The organism is Paenibacillus sp. CF384 (genome assembly GCF_900106745.1).
Taxonomy (GTDB): Bacteria; Bacillota; Bacilli; order Paenibacillales; family Paenibacillaceae; genus Paenibacillus_Z.
The window spans coordinates 55473-77492 of sequence record NZ_FNNV01000023.1 but is presented as its reverse complement, the minus strand read 5'-3'; the positions used below and the strand labels follow the sequence as shown (position 1 = coordinate 77492).

At 49.6% G+C, this 22020-nt stretch carries 16 protein-coding genes; 3 read left to right on the top strand and 13 right to left on the bottom strand.

Translation table 11 applies throughout. The annotated features are described in order from the left end of the window. Positions 1–20: 20 nt before the first annotated feature. Together BLW29_RS27640 and BLW29_RS27635 are read right to left on the bottom strand one after the other, a co-directional pair. Positions 21–836 carry an ABC transporter permease gene (locus BLW29_RS27640; RefSeq protein ID WP_090985776.1) on the bottom strand — a complete coding sequence of 272 codons (816 nt, stop codon included), beginning with the start codon at positions 834–836 and terminating at the stop codon, positions 21–23. Then, on the bottom strand, positions 833–1861 hold the full coding sequence (locus tag BLW29_RS27635; protein WP_090985774.1) for an ATP-binding cassette domain-containing protein: 1029 nt from the start codon (positions 1859–1861) through the stop codon (positions 833–835). The genes BLW29_RS27640 and BLW29_RS27635 overlap by 4 nt, the downstream gene beginning before the upstream one ends. Before the next feature lie 233 nt (positions 1862–2094). Here BLW29_RS27635 and BLW29_RS27630 point away from each other — a divergent pair, with 233 nt between their 5' ends. Further along, the gene (locus BLW29_RS27630; RefSeq protein WP_090985772.1) at positions 2095–2844 is read left to right on the top strand and encodes an SDR family oxidoreductase; all 750 of its coding nucleotides are present in this window, start codon (positions 2095–2097) and stop codon (positions 2842–2844) included. Between the two features lie 65 nt (positions 2845–2909). On the opposite strand, the gene BLW29_RS27625 is transcribed toward BLW29_RS27630, so the two are convergent. From BLW29_RS27625 to BLW29_RS27595, 7 genes are all read right to left on the bottom strand, one after another. Then, positions 2910–4658, bottom strand: a complete 1749-nt coding sequence (locus tag BLW29_RS27625) for a methyl-accepting chemotaxis protein (protein ID WP_090985770.1) — start codon at positions 4656–4658, stop codon at positions 2910–2912. A gap of 93 nt (positions 4659–4751) precedes the next feature. Beyond that, positions 4752–6029 carry an L-cysteine desulfidase family protein gene (locus BLW29_RS27620; RefSeq protein ID WP_090985767.1) on the bottom strand — a complete coding sequence of 426 codons (1278 nt, stop codon included), beginning with the start codon at positions 6027–6029 and terminating at the stop codon, positions 4752–4754. Positions 6030–6185: 156 nt separating this feature from the next. After that, complete coding sequence (locus tag BLW29_RS27615; RefSeq protein WP_090985765.1) at positions 6186–7454, bottom strand: Gfo/Idh/MocA family protein; 1269 nt, start codon at positions 7452–7454, stop codon at positions 6186–6188. Positions 7455–7522: 68 nt separating this feature from the next. Next, positions 7523–9271 carry a glycoside hydrolase family 35 protein gene (locus tag BLW29_RS27610; RefSeq protein ID WP_090985763.1) on the bottom strand — a complete coding sequence of 583 codons (1749 nt, stop codon included), beginning with the start codon at positions 9269–9271 and terminating at the stop codon, positions 7523–7525. Positions 9272–9352: 81 nt separating this feature from the next. Then, the gene (locus BLW29_RS27605) at positions 9353–10969 is read right to left on the bottom strand and encodes an extracellular solute-binding protein (protein WP_256208982.1); all 1617 of its coding nucleotides are present in this window, start codon (positions 10967–10969) and stop codon (positions 9353–9355) included. A 55-nt stretch (positions 10970–11024) separates the two neighbouring features. After that, positions 11025–11909 carry a carbohydrate ABC transporter permease gene (locus BLW29_RS27600; RefSeq protein WP_256208981.1) on the bottom strand — a complete coding sequence of 295 codons (885 nt, stop codon included), beginning with the start codon at positions 11907–11909 and terminating at the stop codon, positions 11025–11027. Between the two features lie 15 nt (positions 11910–11924). Next, positions 11925–12818 carry an ABC transporter permease gene (locus BLW29_RS27595; RefSeq protein WP_090985816.1) on the bottom strand — a complete coding sequence of 298 codons (894 nt, stop codon included), beginning with the start codon at positions 12816–12818 and terminating at the stop codon, positions 11925–11927. Between the two features lie 259 nt (positions 12819–13077). Between BLW29_RS27595 and BLW29_RS27590 the strand changes: the two genes are divergently transcribed. Further along, positions 13078–15333, top strand: a complete 2256-nt coding sequence (locus tag BLW29_RS27590) for a helix-turn-helix domain-containing protein (protein ID WP_090985761.1) — start codon at positions 13078–13080, stop codon at positions 15331–15333. Positions 15334–15475: 142 nt separating this feature from the next. On the opposite strand, the gene BLW29_RS27585 is transcribed toward BLW29_RS27590, so the two are convergent. After that, the gene (locus BLW29_RS27585; protein WP_090985757.1) at positions 15476–16612 is read right to left on the bottom strand and encodes a Gfo/Idh/MocA family protein; all 1137 of its coding nucleotides are present in this window, start codon (positions 16610–16612) and stop codon (positions 15476–15478) included. A 150-nt stretch (positions 16613–16762) separates the two neighbouring features. On the opposite strand from BLW29_RS27585, the gene BLW29_RS27580 reads away from it, so the two are divergent. Then, complete coding sequence (locus BLW29_RS27580; RefSeq protein WP_090985755.1) at positions 16763–17668, top strand: helix-turn-helix domain-containing protein; 906 nt, start codon at positions 16763–16765, stop codon at positions 17666–17668. 9 nt (positions 17669–17677) lie between these two features. On the opposite strand, the gene BLW29_RS27575 is transcribed toward BLW29_RS27580, so the two are convergent. The 3 genes from BLW29_RS27575 to BLW29_RS27565 all read right to left on the bottom strand — a co-directional run bounded on the left by BLW29_RS27575 (position 17678) and on the right by BLW29_RS27565 (position 21861). After that, entirely contained in the window at positions 17678–18520 is an 843-nt protein-coding gene (locus BLW29_RS27575; RefSeq protein WP_256208980.1) for an MBL fold metallo-hydrolase, read from the bottom strand. 152 nt (positions 18521–18672) lie between these two features. Continuing rightward, the gene (locus tag BLW29_RS27570; RefSeq protein ID WP_090985753.1) at positions 18673–19629 is read right to left on the bottom strand and encodes a helix-turn-helix domain-containing protein; all 957 of its coding nucleotides are present in this window, start codon (positions 19627–19629) and stop codon (positions 18673–18675) included. A 126-nt stretch (positions 19630–19755) separates the two neighbouring features. Next, a complete protein-coding gene (locus BLW29_RS27565) occupies positions 19756–21861 on the bottom strand; it encodes a multicopper oxidase family protein (RefSeq protein WP_090985751.1) in 2106 nt (701 codons plus the stop codon). Between the last annotated feature and the right edge of the window lie 159 nt (positions 21862–22020).

Genomic DNA, 22020 nt, shown 5'->3' with positions numbered 1-22020 from the left:
CTCAGCAAGTAGTATATGCACTATGTCCGGCGCATATAAGCTCTCACCGTAATTGGAGCAAAGATGGCTACAATTACTGCGGCACCGAGGAGGGAGATGACCAGATCCCAGCCTACTGTTCCTTTGTTGGTCAAATCGCGAACGGCCGAGATGAGATGCGAGATCGGGTTCATTTTGACAAACCATTGCAGCCAGTTCGGCATCGTTTCAGTCGGTACAAATGCGTTAGATAGGAAGGTAAGTGGAAACAATACCAGCATGGAAATGCCTTGTACGCTCGAAGCGGTTCGGGCGATAACGCCGAAGAAAGCGAATATCCAGCTCATAGCCCACGAGCAAGCAATAACAAGAACGGCCGCTAAGGCAACATGCTCCAAACCGCCTTCAGGACGATAACCCATAATGTAGCCCATACTGAACGTTAGCACCGTGGCTATCGTATACCGAATGGTATCAGCCAGCAGTGCTCCTGCAAGCGGCGCAATACGAGCGATCGGCAGCGACTTGAATCGATCGAACACCCCTTTATCCATGTCCTCCCTCAGCTGCACCCCAGTGACGATGGAAGTCGTAATAACGGTCTGCACAAGGATGCCGGGAATGATAACGGGCAGATAGCTCGCAACGTCCCCGGAGATTGCGCCTCCGAAGATATACGTAAACATCAAGGTGAAAATAATCGGCTGTAACGTAACATCAAACAATTGCTCCGGTGTACGCCGGATCTTCAGCAAACCGCGGTAAGCCATGGTTAGTGAGTTGCGTATGGTCTGCCCGAGGCTCGTGTGGTTCTTTAGCTTGAGCGCTGCGACTGATTTATTGGATACTCCACTCATGCTCTTGCCTCCTTCGCTTTGTACATTTCATCGGATCCCTGTGTCGTTGTCGCCTCTTCCTTTACACCTTCGCCTGTAATCGTTAGGAATACTTCATCGAGCGTCGGTTTCTGCACGCTCATCTCGGATAGATGAATGCCTGCCGTGCGCAGCGCAATCAACAGATCGGTAACGAGGTCGGCATTCGCCATCGGGGCTGTAATTTTGCCCGCTTCGGATGATATTTTGCTCGGGACACCCAGCACCTGTTCAATAATATGACGAGCACCGTTGTTATCATCCGGATTTACTAGACGCAGATGCAACGAAGATGTACCCACGGATGCTTTCAATTCATCTACAGTCCCTTCCGCAACGACTTTGCCCGTATCGATAACGGCGATTCGATCGGCTAATTGATCGGCCTCATCGAGGTACTGCGTAGTCAGAAGGACGGTTGAGCCCGTCTTCACGAGACGACGGATTGTGTCCCACATCTGCGAACGAGTGCGCGGATCCAGGCCGGTCGTCGGCTCATCCAAGAAGATGAGCGGCGGCTGCGCAATAAGACTTGCGGCCAAGTCCAATCTACGACGCATACCGCCTGAGAAGTTCTTAAGCGGACGCTTCGCGGCCTCTGACAAACCAAATTCCTCAAGCAGCTCCTCTGCCTTACGGCGCGATTCTGCCCGTCCCAGCCCAAGCAGCCGGGAGAAGATGATCAGGTTCTCGGTAGCGCTAAGTGATTCATCAACGGATGCATACTGACCGGTCACTCCGATCAACTGACGGACGATCTGTGACTCCTTCGACACATCATGTCCGAAAATTCTCGCCGAACCTGCATCCGGACGAAGCAAAGTCGCCAGCATTCTAATCGTTGTTGTCTTACCTGCACCATTAGGACCGAGAACCCCATAGATCGAACCGGTGCGTACTTGCAGATCTACACCATCTACTGCACGATTATCGCCAAATGTTTTGACGAGTCCATGCGCTTCAACGGCCCAATCGCCGTTTGATCCGCTTTTGTTTCCATAAACCATTGCAATTCCTCCTAGATAACTGATTACTTAGGATGTTATCTCAAATTTATGAACTGAATATGAACCGCCAAGTCATATGAAAGCAGCAGATCAGGAAATAATACGATGAAGGTTGTCACAGATTGAAGCCGACTATCGTTTTATGAGTGTTCTGGCAATAACACAGCGGCGTCTGGATCTTCACTTTGGAGATCAAGTTCATACAAATACAGCAACTAACTAGGAGGATTCACATGAAAATCGTTGTTATCGGTGGTAGTGGACTAATCGGGAAGAAACTCGTAACTAATTTAAAGGAACTTGGTCATGATGTCGTGGCGGCATCGCCTTCCCTAGGAATCAATTCCGTTACCGGAGAAGGACTGGCAGAAGCAATTAGCGGTGCACAAGTTGTCGTTGACGTTTCGAATGCCCCTTCTTGGGAGGACCAAGCCGTTCTGGATTTCTTCGAAACATCAACGCGCAATCTGCTTAAAGCCGAAGCTGAGGCTGGCGTGAAGCATCACGTTGCATTGTCGGTCGTGGGTACAGACGGACTTCTTGAAAGTGGTTATTTCCGCGCCAAGATGGCGCAAGAAGAAATGATCAAAGCATCCGGCATTCCTTATACCATTGTTCGCGCGACACAGTTTTTCGAGTTCGTCGAAAGTATTGCTCAATTCTCGACGGAAGGGCAAACCGTCCGCATGCCGTCTCACTTTATTCAACCGATCGTTTCAGATGATGTCGCAGCTGCGCTTGTGGTCTATGCACTTGACAACCCCGTGAACGGCATCACCGATTTGGCCGGTCCGGAACGGATGGGGCTGGACGATCTTGTTCGTCGCTTCCTAAGCATCACGAAAGACTCACGACATGTGGTGACAGACGATAATGCACCTTATTATGGCGTAGTATTAAAGCAATATTCTCTGGTACCTGTTGGCGAGGCACGAATCGCAACGACACGATTCGAGGATTGGTTAAACCGCGCCACGAAATAAATGTTCGGATACTAAAACGGATGATCTCCCTATAAGGAGACCATCCGTTTTTTGTATTGCTTCTATTAGATGACGAACCGACTAACAGCCTCGCCAAGCTTGCTCGCCATGACCCGAAGCTGCTCTGATGCACCGGAGACTTCTTCAACCGAAGCAAGCTGCTCCTCAGATGCAGCCGCAACATGATGGGAATTGGTGGATGACCGTTTGGCGATCTGCTCCTGCTCCACCATTGTCGCCGCGATTTGCTCGCTGCCGGCAGACATTTGCTGACAAGCTGCCGATACATCCTGCACCAGATCCGATACTTGCTTAATGGATGCGAGAATCGATTGGATTGAGCTGCCCGTCGTTTGGACCAGCTCTGTGCCTGTACGAGCTTCCTCTGCGGAACCTTCAAGCACCGCAGATGCAGCCGCTGTCTTCTCCTTGATCGCTTGCAGGATCGTTCGAATCTCATCCGATGATTCTCTGGAGCGCTCTGCTAATTTGCGAATTTCTTGAGCGACGACTGCAAAGCCCTTCCCATGCTCGCCAGCGCGAGCCGCTTCAATAGATGCATTCAATGCAAGCAAATTCGTTTGACCGGCAACCTCGGTAATAAGCGTGAGAATGTCGTCTACTTTGCCGCTTGCCAGCTGAAGCTCTTGCATCGTGTCCGTTGCATGAAGTACGCCTGTTTGAATGGAGTTCATCTGGTGAACGGTGTCTCGCAATGCCTGCTCGCCCTCTGAAGCACGTTCAGATGTATGTAAAGCTAGATCCGATACGATGGCAGATGACTCGGTAATCCGCTGAATCCCGATGGCCATCTCGGTCATAGCCCGCTGGGTTTCCTGCGAGCTGCTGAACTGCGCTTCGGCGCTGGAAGCGACCGTTTGAATCGCTATGGTTATCTCTTGGGTAGCCTGTGAGGATTGATTCGCAAATTCTTTCAAGTTTAAGGAAGATACGGTTACCTCGTCCGAGGTTTGCTTGATGCTGCTAGTCAACTGACGCAAACTATGGATCATGTCGTTGAACGAGGCAGCTGCTCGGCCGATTTCATCGCTGCTCGTAACCGGCATGCTGATTGTCAAATTACCTTGTGCTGCTTCCTGCGCCGCAACGGCAAGCATGCCAAGCGGTCGAACGGTCGCGCGGATAATAAAGAAAAGAATCCCTATCGCTACAGCTGCAGCGAGCATACCAATCCCGATTACTCCCCATAATAACGCAGACAGCTCGCGCTTGACTTGGTCGTAATCGTAATCCAGCCCGAACATGGCTACAATGTTTCCTTGATCATCTTTAATCGGGGCCAAATAGGAGATCCACGTTCCGATATCATCCGAGTATGCATGGGTTAACAACGTCTCTCCGGTCATGACACGATGGTAACCATCCAGAAATACATCATCCAGCGGATAATCCGTCCCGTTATCGTTACTTCCCTCGCTGCTGAGACTGGACTGAATCATGGTAATCAGGTTCGGCTGTCCATCGATCTCAAATTGCTTCGTAGACATATAGTAAGCGTTCGTCAGGTTGTCATCATCAATCATCGCATTAAGCTGCAGCTGCAAGCTGGATACAAGTTCTGCTTGCGGATTCTGTTTGTTCTCGTAGGCTCCAGCCACAGATGCGATGAGATTACTGCTGACTTGTGCCTGAGCACTTAGCTTCGCCCCGATTTCGGTAAAACCATGAAAGGCCGCATTCTTCTGCTCCTTGTATAAAAGTCCCACCATAACGGCGATCAGAGAGAGAAAAAGGATAGAGAGTGCCAAAGTGGATGTTAAGACCAGGCTTCTGCGTTTACGAATAAATGACAAGCTACACACCTCGTTACTCAAGTTTTGTTAGCTTCAGTATACGGGCAACTTGTTAAGAAAATAGATTACTAAACGTTTAATTTCTGTTAGTACTTATTCCTTATTCAACATCATGTCGAGAATAAGGTTATCGATATCCGAGGTCGCTTCATTCCCGATCCGGCAGAAATTATCGATTGTTTTCTCCGCATCGTTTTCGATAAAACCATTAGTCGATGAAATCGTCATCCCTTTCGAAGCCAGAAGCGCCGATTGAACGGCCGCACTCGTGCAGGTAGCTACTTTCATGGCACAGCCGCCTTTGGCACCATCGCACATCATCCCGGTCACATTCCCTAGCATGTTCTGGATCGCGCCTTTTATCTCTGATTTGCCTCCGCCAAGCAGATAGGTAATCCCGCAGCTTGCCCCTGTACCAGATACCGTCACGCCGCATAATGCCGACAATCGGCCGAATTTCGACTTGATATAAATCGTCACTAAATGGCTCAGTGCTACCGCGCGAATAAGTTGGTCTTCCGATGCTCCCAGCTTCTCTGCGGCTGCAATTACGGGATTCGTCGCTGCAATTCCTTGATTGCCGCTTCCCGAATTCGCCATAACAGGCATCGTTGATCCTGCCATACGCGCATCCGATCCCGCTGCCGCCAGCGCCATCGCATGAGAGATTAAATCGTCGGATAGAATGCCTCTTTGCACATTTTCTTTAATCGTCTTCCCGACTTCCAGACCATAGGAATGAGCTAACCCGTCCAGCCCGGCCTTCCGGTTCAACTCAATACTTTGTTTAACCAAATGAAGCTCATCCGGATCGATCGCATTCACAAAATCTACAATCGTATCGATAGACAGCGCACTGCGTTCCTCCTTGGAGCTCTTAAAGCTAACGTTCGCGCAGCCGCCTGATTCGACGACCTTCCCATCCACTTCGATCAGCGTAATATTCGTGTGATTGTCTGTAATGACAACCTTCGCATAACTGTCTGCTGTTTCAACGATGACCTCTATATATAATTTCCGAGGTGTATCCGCTAGTTGAAACACGGCATTACCTTGATCCACCATCGCCTGCGCCTTTGCAATATCGTCTGATGTGATATCCGCGAGAACTTCCAGCTGCTTCTCGGCGTTTCCTGCCAATGCACCTAATGCAGCGACAAAATCAATACCCGTCAACTCCGTGCCGGGTATTCCGACAGCCAGTGCATTCTTAATGATACCGGCACTCGCTTTCACCGTAATTCGGGCAATGTCAGCAGGCAGATAGGTTTTGGCTTTTGCCGCAGCTAAGGCGATCGCAACCGGTTCCGTGCAGCCAAGCGCGACGACAAGCTCATTTTGCAGGATTTGAATGAAATTGTGCTTCTCCAACTTATGTCCTCCTAGAATACCTAAGGCACCTTACACCTTCGCATAATTCTAAAAATATACTATAGGTTGCTCCTCCGAATCAATCATATTCACCAGTAAGTTTTACCTTTCCGCTAATGCGCAAAGGGACTGCTTATCGCTAAGCAGTCCCTCCGTTTATTTCGTTACACGATTCTGCATCAATTCTTCCGCATAGTCGGCGAGCGTAATGGATTTACCGCCATTCAGACGCGACTCTTCGGCAGCAAATGCCATCAGATGACTGCGCACAGAAGCCACCGCTGATGTTAATGTCTCTCGTCCGCTATAGTTCCGTACATCGGTCAGGAAACTTCTCACGATGCCGGCGTCGCCGCCGCCATGTCCGCTGGATTGCGATGGGATCGTGATTTCGGTTTTCTGATGCGTGAGGAAATCAAACCATGTAATCTTGTCATCGTCCCCGCGCAGTTCACCGCGTGTACCCATAATTTGAATTCTTCGTTCCTGCTCGAACGTAAAGCCGCACATACTAAACATGGCCGTTGCCCCGTTCGCAAACTCCATGCCAACGACTTGATGGTCAACCACGTTGTTATCGCTCCTATAGACGCATCGGCCATAATCCGTTTCGCGCAAACCCTGAACGATATTTTCTTTGGTAAGCTCCGGTGTGAAATGTCTAGCCCAGCCTTTAAACTGCTCGCTTAAATAGAATCGAGGCGCGGAATACGGACAAGTCGTTTCGACTGCACAGTCGAGGCAACGATCCGCTGAACCTTCCGGCGCACTCGCGCTATTGAAGTGCATGAGTGATCCGTAAGAGTTCACACGCACGCAAGGCTGATCCATCAACCAGGAGAGAACGTCCATGTCATGGCATGATTTGGCCAATATCATCGGGCTGGACGTCTCGGAATTGTTCCAATTCCCTCTGACGAAACTATGCGCAATATGCCAGTAGCCTACATTCTCATTGAGCTGGATCGATACGATGTCTCCGATATGGCCCTCACTTAGAATATGCTTAATCTTGCTCCAGAACGGCGTATACCGCAGCACGTGGCAGATCGACAGTAAACGGTTATTCTCACGAGCAGCCTGCTCCATCTCGAGACACTCCAGAGGGTCCGGGGACATCGGCTTTTCCAGCAGAACATGATATTTCATGTTCAAAGCCTGTATGGTCGGATGATAGTGCATCCGGTCCATCGTGCAAATGACGGCAATATCGGCAAGCTTCGGATTCGCCAGTATCTGCTCCCAAGAATCAAAGCACATCGTATCCGGAATGTGGTGCTGCTGAGCAAACTTCTCCCGTCTAGTCGAATCCGGCTCGGCGACCGCAACGAATTTCAATTCATGCGGAAAGTCCAATGCAAAAGGAGCATAGCTGGCCGCTCCCCGTGCGCCTGCGCCAATTAGTATTGCAGTAAGTTGAGCCATATTGTCTCCCCCATTTGATTCATAGATTTAATTCTTTTCCCTATTCCGTTATTCATTATTCCAGATCGTTACCCTAGCACTGCGCTGTCTTGTAACTTGACGACAGGCTCCTCGCAGCCATGCAGCTCAAATATAACCAGTTCATTAACACCTTCGCGAAGCAGCGGTGCGGGAATATACAAGGTTTGCTGCGGTCCAATCTCCCAATAACGACCGAGATTATAACCATTCACATAAACAACACCTTTTGTCCAGCCGCTAAGAGCGAGGAAGGTATCCGCCACTTCATCAACTTCGAAAGACCCTTTATAGAACGTCGGTTTCTCCTGCTTCTCGCTGCTCTCTAGATAGTCTAGCTTCTGCAAGTCGTTAAGCGGCAGCGGACGGATCGACCAATGGTATAGAAATTGCTGCCCTAGTCGCACGCCTTCCGTAATGCCTTTGGGATCCTTCATATACGGACCATAATTAATCCGCCCCATGTTCTCAACCAGAATGTCGAGTGTCGCACCTTCTGCCGGAATATCGAGCAGCACGTCATGGTCTGGGTTATTGCGTTCAATGATGCCTTTGTACGCACCATTCAAGAAAATAAGTGCGCGGTCATGCACATCCTGCAAGTTTAATCGGGAAGCGGTAAGCGGCCCAAGCACTGTAGTCGAGTACAGAATGAAGCCGTAATCCTGCCCGAGCTGCTCCATCGTTTCCGGGCATGTACGCTCTACCGGTTCGGACAGCATGTCGAGGGACGAGAAGAGCGGAGCCTGTTCGGTCATCTTTACGCTGCCATAAGCTTTCTTCTTAATGGGTTCCGGCAGGTTAAGGGGTCCAAGCTCCACATACTTCGAGATGACCTCGCGGAATTTATAGAATTTGTCCGTCAGATCGCCGGACTCACTGATTGCCACGTCGTAATCATAGCTCGTAATCGTCGGTTGATGTTTGTTGTCACCGAAATTCGCGCCATTATAGAAGCCAAAGTTCGTACCGCCATGATACATATAGGCATTCACCGATGCGCCGGCAGCCAGCATGTCATCCAGCACGCGCGCCGCATCATCGGAATCGCGCGTATGATGCTGCTCACCCCAGTGGTCGAACCAGCCATTCCAATATTCCATGCACATGAGCGGCTTATCTTGCTGATACTCACCTAATTTATCGAATGCCTCTTGCGCGCGAGATCCGAAATTCACCGTCGCGAGCACGTCGTCCACCATTCCGCCCTGTAAGTAGAAATCTCCCGGTCCATCGGACGTAAACAGAAGCACGTCAATGCCTCTTTCCTTCATGCCGTTCTCCAAATACTTCAAATACTTCTTGTCATTCCCGTAGCTGCCGTATTCGTTCTCGATCTGCATCGCGATAATCGGACCGCCATTCGTCGAGAGAAGCGGTACCAGCTTCGGCAGCAATACATCGTAATACGCATCCACTTTATCTAGGAAAGGCTGATGATAGCAGCGAAGTCGCATGCCGGGATCAGCAAGCAGCCATGCAGGCAGTCCGCCGAATTCCCATTCCGCGCAGATATACGGACTTGGACGTACGATGACATGCAAGCCCAGCTCGCCTGCTATCGCAATGAATTCTTCAAGATCTGCAATTCCTTCGAACACGAACTGACCTTCCTTGGGCTCATGGATATTCCAAGCTACGTAGGTCTCTACCGTATTGAAGCCGCCTTCCCGCAGTTTCCAAAGCCGATCCCGCCAATATTCAGGTACAACGCGGAAATAGTGAATAGCCCCTGAAAGGATGCGAAACGGCTCGCCATCGAGCAGGAATTGTTGTTTTTCTGTAGTCAATACTGGCATACGTTATACTCCTTTGCATAAGTGCGGTAATGTTGTGACAGCCCGAACCGAGTCGGTTCGGGCTGTCTGTTATGGAATCACTTACTTCCACTCGCCTTGAACATGGTTGTCTTCCAATTGTTTATTGACCTCGTCAATCATTTCTTTACCGCCTTTGGCCATGTACTCCTCGACCATCTTGTCCCAGTCGCTTAGCGGTCTTTCACCGAAAATCATCTTCGTCGTTTCATCCGTAATATACGCCTGCAGCTCTCCGCTCTTCTCCATAAGCAGCGGCGAGATAATCCGACTTGTCGGATTGACGTAAAACTTCATCGTATGCAGCATATCTGCGAGCGTTTGCTGGAACTTCTGATCTTCAGGCGTCTTGGCGATCTTAGCAAACGTGAACAAATCTTCGTCCTTCATGAACCATCCGCCCTCGGTAATATAAGCGCCAGGAGCGACGTTCGAACGATTCTCGGCCATTGGCTGTGCCACGCCGTCGACCATTTGGTAGCCCTTTCCTTCACCGCCGTAGAGCCAGTCGAAGTATTCGTTCTGCGGATTACGTTCCTCGAAAGTTACCGGCTTGTGGAAGTAATCGATCATTTCAAGAATGCGCTTCACTTTCTCCGGCTGATCCTTCAATTTCGCCGAAATCATATACATCCGATACCAGCCGCCGCTGATGGTCAGTCCCTCTGAACCGTCAGGAGCTTTGAACGGCGGAATCGGCTCTACGACTGCTTTCGGATCGTTCTGCTTCAGCACATCGAACAATACCCCGTTGTTGCCGCTATTTCCGGGCTGTTCATACCAAATGCCGACTTTGCCCGCGTTAAATGCTTTGAAAATATCTTTGTAGGCGGTTACTGCCCAGTCCGCTTGCAGAATGCCTTCTTTTTGCAGATCAGCCAGGAAAGTGACTTTCTCTTTATTTCCGTCAGCGATGATGCCCGGAATCAGCTGTCCGCCGCTGTTCTTGTGATACCAAATCGAATTGCCGTAATAAGCACCGAAGGAAGGATCATAATAAATGCCTTTGGCCAAACCTAAACCTATTGTATCCGCTTTGCCGTTGCCGTCCGGATCGTCTTTGGTAAAGGCGATTGCCACTTTCTTCAGCTCTTCATAGTTCGTCGGCATTTTCAGTCCGAGCTTGTCCAGCCAGTCCTTACGAATGATCGGCTTCTTGCCGCCTTTAGCGGAGAAGTAGGTTGGGATACCGTACACTTTCCCGTCTACCTTCAAGGAATCCCATGAATAATTCGGCACAGCCTTGGTCGACTCATACTGCTGCAAGAATTCGTCCAATGGCAAGAATGCGCCTTGATTCGCCCATTTCGTATAATTGGAGTTTACTTCTTCCATGCCAATGACATCGGGGATATCGCCGGAGGCCATTTTCACGGCTAACTTCTCTTCATAGGTATCAAAAGGAATGTATTGCGGCTTAAAATCCACATTGAATTTCTCGTTGATCTTCTTCACAGCTTCGCTGTTGCCTGTCGGAACCGGATCTTCCCACGTGCCGTCGAACCAATCAATGGTAATCTTCTGTGCATGCGGGTCTGCCGTCGTTGCAGCGCCATTGTTTGTCTTACTCGTGTTGGAGGAAGTATTGGTCGTGGAATCCTCATTGCCGGATGAACATGCTGCAAGCATGGATCCGGATAGTGCAACTACGAGAACAGATGAGACTAGTTTGTTACGCATACTTTCGACCTCCTCTTTATGTTGGACACTTCGGTGATACTCACTTACATGAAAGCTAGCCTTTCACGGAACCGAGCATCACCCCTTTCGCAAAATGCTTTTGCAGGAACGGGTAAAGCGCAAGAATCGGAAGTGTTGCAATGAGAATGGCAGCCATACCAATCGTTTCAGCCGGTGGAGAAGCATTCGCCAGTGCGGCTTGCTGTCCATCCGATAGAGAATCGAGTCGTTGGCTTAAGATGACGATCTGCCGCAATATAACCTGTATGGTCCACTTGCTCGGATCGCTAATATAAATAAGTGCCGTAAAATAGGTGTTCCAGCTGGTTACGGCATAGAAAAGTCCGAATGCAGCCAGCGCCGGTTTCGACAGCGGAAGAATGATGCGCGCGAAAATTTGCATGTCATTCGCACCATCGAGCACGGAGGCTTCCGTTAGATCCTGAGGGATACCGAGAAAGAACTGCCTTAGCACGATCAAATTAAAGGAATTGATGGCCCCCGGAATGATAAGCGCCCAGTAAGTGTCGAGCAAGTGCGTTTCCTTTACAACCATATAGGACGGAATAATACCTGCTCCGAAGACGAATGTAAACAACACAAGGAACAGGAAGAACTTCTGGCCTGTAATATTCCGCGACAGCGCGTAAGCCATCATCGAGGTGAGCCATAGGCTGAAGATCGTACCTACTACCGTCACGCAGATGGTAACGATGAGCGCCCGGACAAACACCTTGGAGTGGAAAATGTATTGATAAGCATCCACGACCCATTTTTCCGGAAACAGAATAAACGACTTGGTTGCGCTCTCCGAAACCGATGTAAACGAGGTCGCAATCATGTAATAGAACGGAAACAGCATGGCAAGCCCGACCGCGGCAAGCAAGATTACGTTAAGGGCATTTGCTATTTTTTCCGAAATGGAATGAGTTTTAACCACTGCTCTACCGCCTCCTTAATAGATACCTTCTTCTCCGAATTTTTTGGATAACTTATTCGCTCCAACGATTAAGATCAACCCGACAAGAGACTTAAACAGCCCTACTGCCGTTGCAAAGCTGAAGTCCGAGTTGTCGATCCCTTTGTAATACACGAACGTATCGAGTACATTCCCGATCTCCTTGTTGAGCGGATTGAGCATGAGGAAAATTTGTTCGAAGCCAACATCAAGCACGCTGCCAAGCCTTAGGATGAGCAGGATAATGATGGTGCCGCGGATCGAAGGCAATGTGATATGCCAGATCTGCCTCATTCGACTTGCGCCGTCGACGACAGCCGCCTCGTACAAATGGGGATTAACACCCGCTAATGCTGCAAGGAAAATAATCGTCCCCCAGCCGGATTCTTTCCAAATGACCTCGAGCACAATGATTGGCATAAACCAATGCGCCGACGTCAGAAACGGAATCGGTTCGATGCCGAAGACCATTTGAATGAGCTGATTAATAATGCCCTCGGATTTCAAGAATGTCGTTACAATCCCGATCACAACGACCCAGGATAAGAAATGCGGCAAATAGACAAGCGATTGGATCACTCTCTTATAACGTTCGTTACGCACCTCATTAAGCATGATCGCAAGTACAATCGAAATCGGGAAAGCGAATACAATTTGAAGAAACGAGAGATAAAGCGTGTTCCAGATGACCCGGATGACTTCGCTATCTTCGAAAATTTTATTGAAATGCTTCAGTCCGACCCAGTCGCTGTGCAAGAAACCTTGAAATGGACTGAAATCTTGAAAGGCGATAATGTTTCCCAGCATCGGAATGTACCGATAAATAATAAAGTATAAAAGTCCCGGGAGGAGAAGGATAAACAGGTAGCGCTCATTCCACAGCTTGTCCATGAAAGAACGTTTTCTTTCCCTATGAGTGATAACTGTTGCCGGTGCATTTGCACCAGTATTCGTGTAGTTATTCAATGATGATCCCCCTCGATTTATTTGAAATATATGAATCTTGATTTTTCATTCCTAGCGCTATACTATAAGACTCACCCCTTGAAGAACATCGGAAATATGCCCGATTTCACGCGAATTTCAAGGTTTCCGTAAAATTGCACAGTTTTCACAAATAGGATCAGACCAAAGCAGAAGGGGTTTATTCATGAGGCAGATTTTGCAATGGAAGATTAATACCCGTTCGATCTTAACCAAGATGGTGCTCAGCTTTATGGCGATTATTCTATTGTTTGTTTCCTTTAATTTGATCTCGCTCACCTTGTTTAGAAAAAGCATCCATAGCGAAATCATTACGTATAACGATGCGAATCTGACCCATACCACAAGCGGATTCGAGCAGTACTTCGAGCTGCTGGACAATGTTATCGTAGGGATGTATTTGAATGATCATCTGAATGATTTACAGAAATCGAAGCCTTATTATAGGGCCGCCGGGAGAATTATCGATGATTTAGAGGGGATCACGGTGAATCCACGGATTTATTTGAACAATATTTTTATGTATGACGTGAAGCATCATTACATATTGGACAAGTATCGCGGCAGCTCGCTTGCAGTCATGTTCTCTGAGCACTATGTGAACCGCATTTATACACCGGACTTCTGGGAAGAGGAACTAACCAAGGCGGGCTCCGATGCCAAGCTGTATCCGGCCGCTGTATTCACGAGTCCGCCGCCGACTTATCAGGATTCGCAGCCGGGTATCGTTATTCCATATTTGTTCCGCAGTCAGCTGTATCCCGATTTCAAGTTCCTCGCATTCATTGATGCGAATGAGCTGTATCGCAATTATCATCAGTCCATTAACAACACCTTCTATATACTGGGTCCGCAAGGAAATAAGATATTCACCTCCGATCCGGCCTTTAACGAAGCCTTACCGGAACTTGTGCCGGGGAGAAACTGGATTAAGCAGAACGGCTATTATTTCTTCTATCAGAAAGGCGCGACTACCGGGCTTACTTACGTGAATATCATTCCGGACAGCAGCGTTTCCAACCGAATTGTGAAGCTAACGGTTACTCTAATCGTGCTGCTCATTGTCACGTCTATCGTCAGCTTGATCCTATCCGTCATCTTCAGCAGACGATTTAATAATCCGGTTCGCAAAATCGTGGAGTCGATTCGAAGTTTAAACGAGAATCGGGAGCTTGTTCGCGGGACGGTTAACGACTTTGAGCTGATCCATGCCAATATCGGCCACATGATCAAAGAGAATCAGGAAGCAAGGCGAAGCCTTGAAAGCAAGAAAAACCATCTGCGCCATTATTCGCTCATGAATGTACTCAAACGGATTCGGATCGAATATGAAGACTCGGATCCGGCAGCCGAGCAGGACTACCGACCGTTTCGATTTGTTCTCTTCCAGATGAATTTCAAGCAACGATTCTGGGATGAGATGCCTGAAGAAGAAGAACGGACCATTGCTTTTATTCGCGAATATATCATCCAGGCGATTGGACGAGAGATGGATGGCGCACAAACCTTCCAAATCGAGACGAATCAAATCTTATCGGTCGTCTATCTAAACAGTGAAGATGACAGCTGCCTGTCATCTGTCATCTCGGACATCAAGACGGTGCTGGAGACGGATATCGCCTATAGTTTCTGTACCATTGCCGTGAGCTCGCATTATCCGCATGCTTCTCAAATGACGAGTGCTTATGCGGAGGTGCTGAAGCTTGTGAAGCTGCGGCCTTTCGATGATTCGACCTATGTGTCTCAGGCAGGCGAAACGTACGAGAAGCCGATGCTGCCGACAACCATCCTGGAGCAGGAGCTGAATGTGAGCTTGCAAGAAGGCAACGACCAGCTCGCTCTGCAGTCTCTGCGCCGGATGCTCGCGAAGATGAAGAAACGAAACATTGCCGCAAGCAAGTTTCATCGTTTCGCGGAAGAAACCACAGACAAGGTCATGCGCGTGCTCCACAGCATGCAAATCGACAGCGATGGCTTGTCCGGCATGCTGCCTCTTATCGAGAAGCAGCATACGGTTGAAGAGCTGGATGATTACCTGGTGAAACTGGTGAACGAAGCCGGACGGCTTGTAAGGTTGAAGAAAGAGGAGCGCGATCCGATCATCAGCTTTACCGTTAGCTATACGGAGACCCATTATGGAGAAGAGCTCTCCCTCGATCTCATCGCCGGCAAATTGAATATTAGCAGCGGCTATCTCTCCACTTATTTCAAGGAGAAAATGGGCACGAATTTCGTGGATTTCGTCAATGAGGTGCGAGTGAAGAAAGCGAAGGACCTACTGCTTCTCTCGGAGATGAAGATCCAAGAAATCGCGACCGAAGTAGGCTATACGACGCTCAGTTCCTTCAATCGCTCCTTCAAGAAAATCTCCGGCGTCACGCCAACGGAGTACAGACGCAATGCCGCTGTTGCCGAGCGGTAAAGCGTCGACAGTATAAGAGGGCTTGGACGATAGCGCAACATTTCTTGTGATCCTGCTACTTCGGTGAGCGAGTGCGAACAACAAAAGCGTCCTCAAAAGTGAAGTTGCACTTTTGAGGACGCTTTTTAATTATCTATACCAGCTAATTCCAAGCTACTTGCTGGAACGTATTCGTATTCGCAGACTCGTTGGCCTTCAGGCAAAGCAGCGCGCTCAGAAGTCCATCGTCGAGCGAGGTGAACGAACGCTCCGCGCCGTTTACGATTTGGAAGAAGTTGCTCAGCAGCATGCCATCTCCCCCGCCATGACCATCCATCGCATTCAAGTCGAACTGATGGGTTTCCACTCGCGCCTCGTGGTGCATGTAAACCTTCAACTCGCCCGTATACCAATCGAATTCGAGCGTTCCTTTATAACCTAACAGACGTGCTCCGCGTCTCTGAGCCCCTCTTCTTGCGAAGAAGTTCTGCGAGTAGTTAACGTGCATGCCTGATTCGTAACGAATCAGAGCACTGCCGGAATCTTCGTTGCCGGTATCCTCCGCAAAGCTGCAATAGCTCCCTCTATCCTTGTTCGCCTGCTTGAGCGTACTCTCTTCGCAAGTGTGCTTCTCGTCGCAGTCGCGGCACATCAAACCTGCCGGCTTATCGCCTTTGAAGATTTGCTTCGATTTCATAGCCGCTATGGCAATTGGGCTTGCACCCAGCAAATAATTAATATAATCGAAATCATGCGTCGCCTTCTGCAGGAACAATCCGCCCGTAATGCTCTCATCGCGGTACCAGCTATGATAGTAGACCCCGCCGTAAGGCACATTGTTCACAGCCTGCACATGCTCCACCGTTCCGATTTGGCCTGAATCGATGATAGCCTTGGCAAGCTTGACAAGCGGCGTATTACGCAGCGGGAATGAAACAACGACTTGTGAATCAGAAGCCTCATAGCCCTTTTTCAGTCGATAGAGATCTTCAAAGGTCGTGGCAACCGGCTTCTCCAGGAATAAAGGCAGGCTGCGCTTCAATACCTTAAGTGCCATCTCCGTGTGCAAATTGCAGCGAGTACCGATTACGACGCCATCCAGTCCGGCATTATTCAACATATCATCGGCGTCCTCGTACCGTGCCAGGTTGTTTGCTCCCTCACCCATATGAGCGGCTAGCTCCTGCGCCCGGGGATCCGCAATTGCGACAAGCTGGCAGCCCGTTTCCTGCTCATCTAATTTGCCAAACAAACCGCTGACTCTGAGCCCATACCCGATGATTCCGATTCGCTTCACCATATCGCCAGTCCCCCTATTGATCAATGTCATAGTTGTTTATTGTCGCTAACTAATTCGAATGATACTATAGGTTCTATAGGATGTATTTACTCTATTTCGCTATAAAGTTGTCTATTATCGACTTCTACTCATTTAAGGGGCTTGGACCAAATGGCTGTACTATCGCAAGGCAACACCAAACCTGATCCTATGACTTGGATGCCCAGCATTCACTGGGCCCAGTACCAGAACTCCGCCTATTATCAAGGAAACGAACGACGTCTGTACGACTTCGAGGTCATGTACGTCATTTCCGGGGAAATGATCGTTCATTTCAAGGACGAGCCCGAGTCGATTCGGTATTACCCCGGCGACTTCTTATTTCTAAGTGCTCGCGAGAGGCATCGCATAGAAATCCCGACAGCAGCCGGAGCCCAATTGCTCGGTATTCATTTTGACTTCTATGATGAGTTCGAGCTGACACCCGATATCCATATGGTTGTAGATGAAACTCACGACGTTCAAGAGGCCTTGTTCTGCCGTATGCCTGTAAACGCTGATGGTGAGCGGCTGTTCGCACGTAAATACACCTCGCTTTCCGTTGAAATCGTGAAAGGAATGGAATTGATCTGCGAAGAATTCACGACTGCCAGAGCCGGCTATGAGCTTATCTGCCGAGGTGCCATGCTGCAACTGCTCGCATCGATCCTAAGATTACAGACCGTCCCGCAGCGAACCGCCTCCGCCGCCTACTTGACGGCTCTTCGGGAGCTGGTCGACGAGATAAGCGTCAGCTTGCACTTGACTTGGCCGAATTCGGTAATGGCGGAGCGATTAAACGTCAGCGAGGATCATTTTATCCGTCTGTTCAAAGAACAGTTCGGCGTCACCCCGAATCAATATGTGCAGCATCTCCGCCATCAAGAGTCCAAGCGGTGTTTGAGGGAAACGGAGATGAAAATCGAGGCGATCGGCTGCCGTATCGGCTACGACAGCTTGCATCAATTCAGTCATGCATTCAAGAGATGGCAAGGCGTATCTCCACGAGAATACCGGAAGCTGTGCAGCATTCTATAAGAGTATTGTTTATGATTGAAGCGCTCGATCAGAAACGTACACATACCTTTCAAATCGCGCCAGAATATGGCTTTTCTGCGTCGGATAATTCTCATACAGATAGTCGATGAAATGGCCCGGATGCTCCGTATTGCCCTCGAACATGTCATAATGCGCCGGAATTACCGTGTCGATCCCGGCCGCAACCGCAAACTCTGCCGCCTCACGAAAGTTCATGTTGCCGACGATATTACGCGCAAGCCGGAACGGATCGCGTCCGTTAATCGGCAGCAGGGCAACGTCGACCTGTTCCGCTTTCACCGTTTCGATCAGACCGGGATAGATCGTCGTATCGCCGGCATGGTAGAACGTCACGCCGTTTAGGTTCAGCACATAACCAACGAATCGATGATCCTGCTCGGGATCATACGCCAGTTCCTCATGCGCTGCCGGGATCGGCAAATAGCGCAAACCGCGCAGTTCTCGCCATTCGCCGGTCACCGCATGAACACGCCGCTCCGGCGCAACGCCGAATTCAGCAAGAGCGCTCAGGCTGTAGCCCGGCGCCACAAACACCGTATCATTGCGGGTTTTCGCCATCCCCGGTATCGTATCCGGATCCAAATGATCGATATGATCATGCGTGATCAGCACAACATCCGCGTTATTCGCTTCTTCCGGCAGAAGCGGCGGCTTAAACCGCCGATATGGCGCATCGGCCAAATACGGATCGATATAAACGATCGTATCGCCCCCTTTGACGATGACACTCACCTGACCGAGAAACCAGATAGCCAGCATCCCGTAAGGTACACGAGTTTCGTTAATTTCTCGAATCAGTTCCTGACCTGTCCGCACATTAGGAATATTCATTTGTTCTCTCCTTAATAACACCATAATGAAGTAACCCGTACTACTCATCTTCTACGCCGGATGCAAGGAAACCTTCTCGCTCAAAAAAGCCAGGACTCCATCGATAGGAGACCTGGCATAATGGTTTCGCAGATTCGTAAATAACCATACACTTATTCAGCAGAACGAGTCAGCGTCTTCTCTAGCATACCCCGGACTAGTTTCTCCAGCGCTTCTTTATGAATGAATGGTGCAAGTGAGGAGAGAATGTCGGCGCCAAGAAGACCAGACTCCACATGCTCCAGAAGCTTCTCGATGCTTTCCCTTGATAAGAAAGGAGCAAGTCCAACAATTTGCCTGGCATCGATGCTGCCGGCGGCAATCCGATCGACAAGACGGTCCAGCGTATCCCGGCTTATGAACGGCGCCAAGGCTTGAACAACCTGCCAATCAATTGTGCCTTCCTCGGCTTGCAGAACAAGCCTGTCGATTTGTTCGGTATCTAGGAAAGGAGCAAGTCCTCCTAGCTGCCGCATATCGAGCTTTCCTAGAGCAGCCTTATCCACCAAGCGGGCTAAGGAGCTTTTACTGATAAACGGGGCCAAGCCCTGAATAACGTCAGCGCTCAGACGGCCTTCCTCCACATAACCGAGCATCTCATCAATCGTATCGCTCCCCAGAAAAGGCGCTAACCGAAGGATCGCTTGCAAGCTCGGATGTGAGTCATCATCCGTATCGTTCGAATCATCGTCCTGCTCTTCCTGCTCTTCCTGCTCTTCGACCTGAGCTTCGGCGGGCTCGATTTCGATTGCCACACTTACTTCTTCATCTATACTTTCTTCACCTTGAGGCTTCTCGATGATGTATTGCTCTTCGCCAGCAGCAGACTGTACGGATGCTGTTTCCTGAACGAGTACAATCTTGCTTTCACCGGCGAGAAGCTCATCAATGGACGCTTCAAGCAGCCGGCTGATTGCCGGCAGCATCCCGATATCAGGCAGCGACTCACCGCGTTCCCACTTGGACACGGCTTGATGACTTATTCCTAAACGCTGGGCGAATTCCGCCTGCGTCATCCCTTGTTTTTTTCGTAGACTGGAGATGAAAGCACCGATCTTACGCATTTCCATTGTAGAACGCCTCCACTTATTGGATTGTACAGTGCGCACTGTCTGCAATCAGCATAGCATGCCTGGCTGCTCTACTCTATCAATAGTCAGTTGAACACGTCAATTCAACTGCCGGTTGAATCCATCCTATTCAGGGTGATTATGCGATTCCGTGCCGAGAGCAAAAGGTGTCGTAATCCCTTCGTAGGCGAGATGCATCGACATGCCGACTTTGGCATGATCCAGATTGTGACAATGATCCATCCATATACCTGGGTTATCCGCGAGAAAAGCAACCTCGTATCGCTCGCCAGGACCGACGTACAGCGTATCGGACCACCATGGACTGCCGCTAACCGACTTGCCGTTGCGACTCAATACCAGCATATGATGACCATGCAAATGCATGGGATGCTCCACCATACCGCGGTTAACAATCGTGGTTTTGACCAAATCCCCCTCTTTAACCATGTACATCGGTGTATTCGGGAACAACTCGCCATTGATGGTATACAATGCGCCGAAACCGCCGTTATAGAACGTGAACTGATTATCCAATACCATCAGAAACTCTCTGTCATAATGACTGTCTAAACTAAAAGGCAGTACTTCCTGCGTTCCGTAAGTGGATGGATCGAATATCGTACTGCTCTTAGGCAAATCAAGAGGTTCACCATTGCCCTCCATACTAAAGAGAATGCCTTCCTCATGATTGCCGATGTTAATAAATACCGGCGTCTTCGGCATTATGAATGTCACGTCATACCGGCCGCCGGTCGTTACTTCAAGACGCGTATTACTGCTCAAATCCGTTGGTCCGTTTAGCTCCGTGCCATCGATCGCCGCTACTTGAAAAGGAACGCCTACAATGGTGAATGCGCGCTGCACCCAGTTCTCGGTATTAATCAAACGCAGCCGCACCGGCGTACCCGGTTCAGCTTGAACTTGCTCGAGCATCTTCGCATCGGCTCCTGCACCGAAGGAGAATCCGCTATTCTTTAACGAGTAGGTCATGATCGTCCGGTCGATCCCATAATTCGTTGCAGGATCAGCAGGATCCTCCACCACTAAAGCACCGAACAACCCTTTCTTCACCGCCTCGGCGGAGTCTTGGTGCGAATGGTACCAGAAGGTTCCGGTTTGTTCAGCGATGAATCGATACGTATGCGTCTGCCCGGGCATGACCGCATTCTGAGTCGCGCCTGCTACGCCATCCTCTGCATTGGGAACATCCAGACCATGCCAGTGTAACGTAACGCCTGCATCAATGTTGTTATTAATCAAGGTAACTTCGATCAGTTCCCCCTGCCGCATCCGCAGCTCCGGTCCCGGAATTTGACCGTTATACGTCCATGCCTCCACCATTTGACCCGAACGGCTGCGAACCAGCTTCTTCTCTGCCGTCAGCGTGAATCGGCGATCCGGTTCTCCCTCTCTTGGGCCGGTTAACGTCTCCACGCTGACACTGCCTTCGCCCGTAGTTACAGCATGGGCAGCGTGCTGATGAGCGCTCGCACTGACAATACCTCCGCCGAAATCGGCTGTTCCGGTCATCATGCTCATCGTTTCCGGTAGACGGCTCGCTTTCGCCTCATACATCCAGACACCGAAGGCGAGCAGCACAACAATTAGAATCTCGACAACTCCTTTGGCCGCGCGCAGCTTACGTCCCAGTGGCATCCAATTCTCATGTTGATGAATGCTCTTGCTGCGGCTAAGCACACGGTAAGCCATAATCGTAATGAACACCAGCAGAATGAGAAGTACTGCTGCCGCATCCAGCCATCTGATCGGGACAACCGGAACGAAATAGAACAACAAGCTTGCTATTGCGGTGTACTTCATTCCTTTGAACGGAATGATCAGAGCAGAGTCGCCTGCCAGGCGGTAGGCCGCCGCATCCAGCGGCATATCTTGATTCTCAGCCTGCAATCGCATGACGCGGATGAGGCGAGGAATGCCGTAGACACCGCTTGCCATCCCAGCAAGTAGAAGCGGTGGAAGTTGAAGGAGAATGCGATCCTGCGAGAACAGCCAGCCGAATTGCGTATACAGCTGCTGCGCAATGATCATTTTACCTGCCAACGCCAGCAAGGACAGGCTGAACAAGATCATAACGGTTCTTGATTTATGTTTCAGCTTCTTGTAAGACGCGCTGTAAACAAGTCGCCCTGCCTTGCCTCCGGCCATCCAGCCGAAGACAACGAGTACGATCGTAGTGAGAGCATCCAGCCCGTAAAGTAACGCATACATCGAACAAATCCCCTTTGGCAAATGAGTTATGCCAACATATTACGGGAAATCAAGATTGACTTTAATGGACTGAAGTTTAGTTTTCCCCTAGTCTAAGGTCGGAACCGACTCTTGCACTAGTTGTAAACAGCTGGTAAAAGTGATATCATAATAATATCG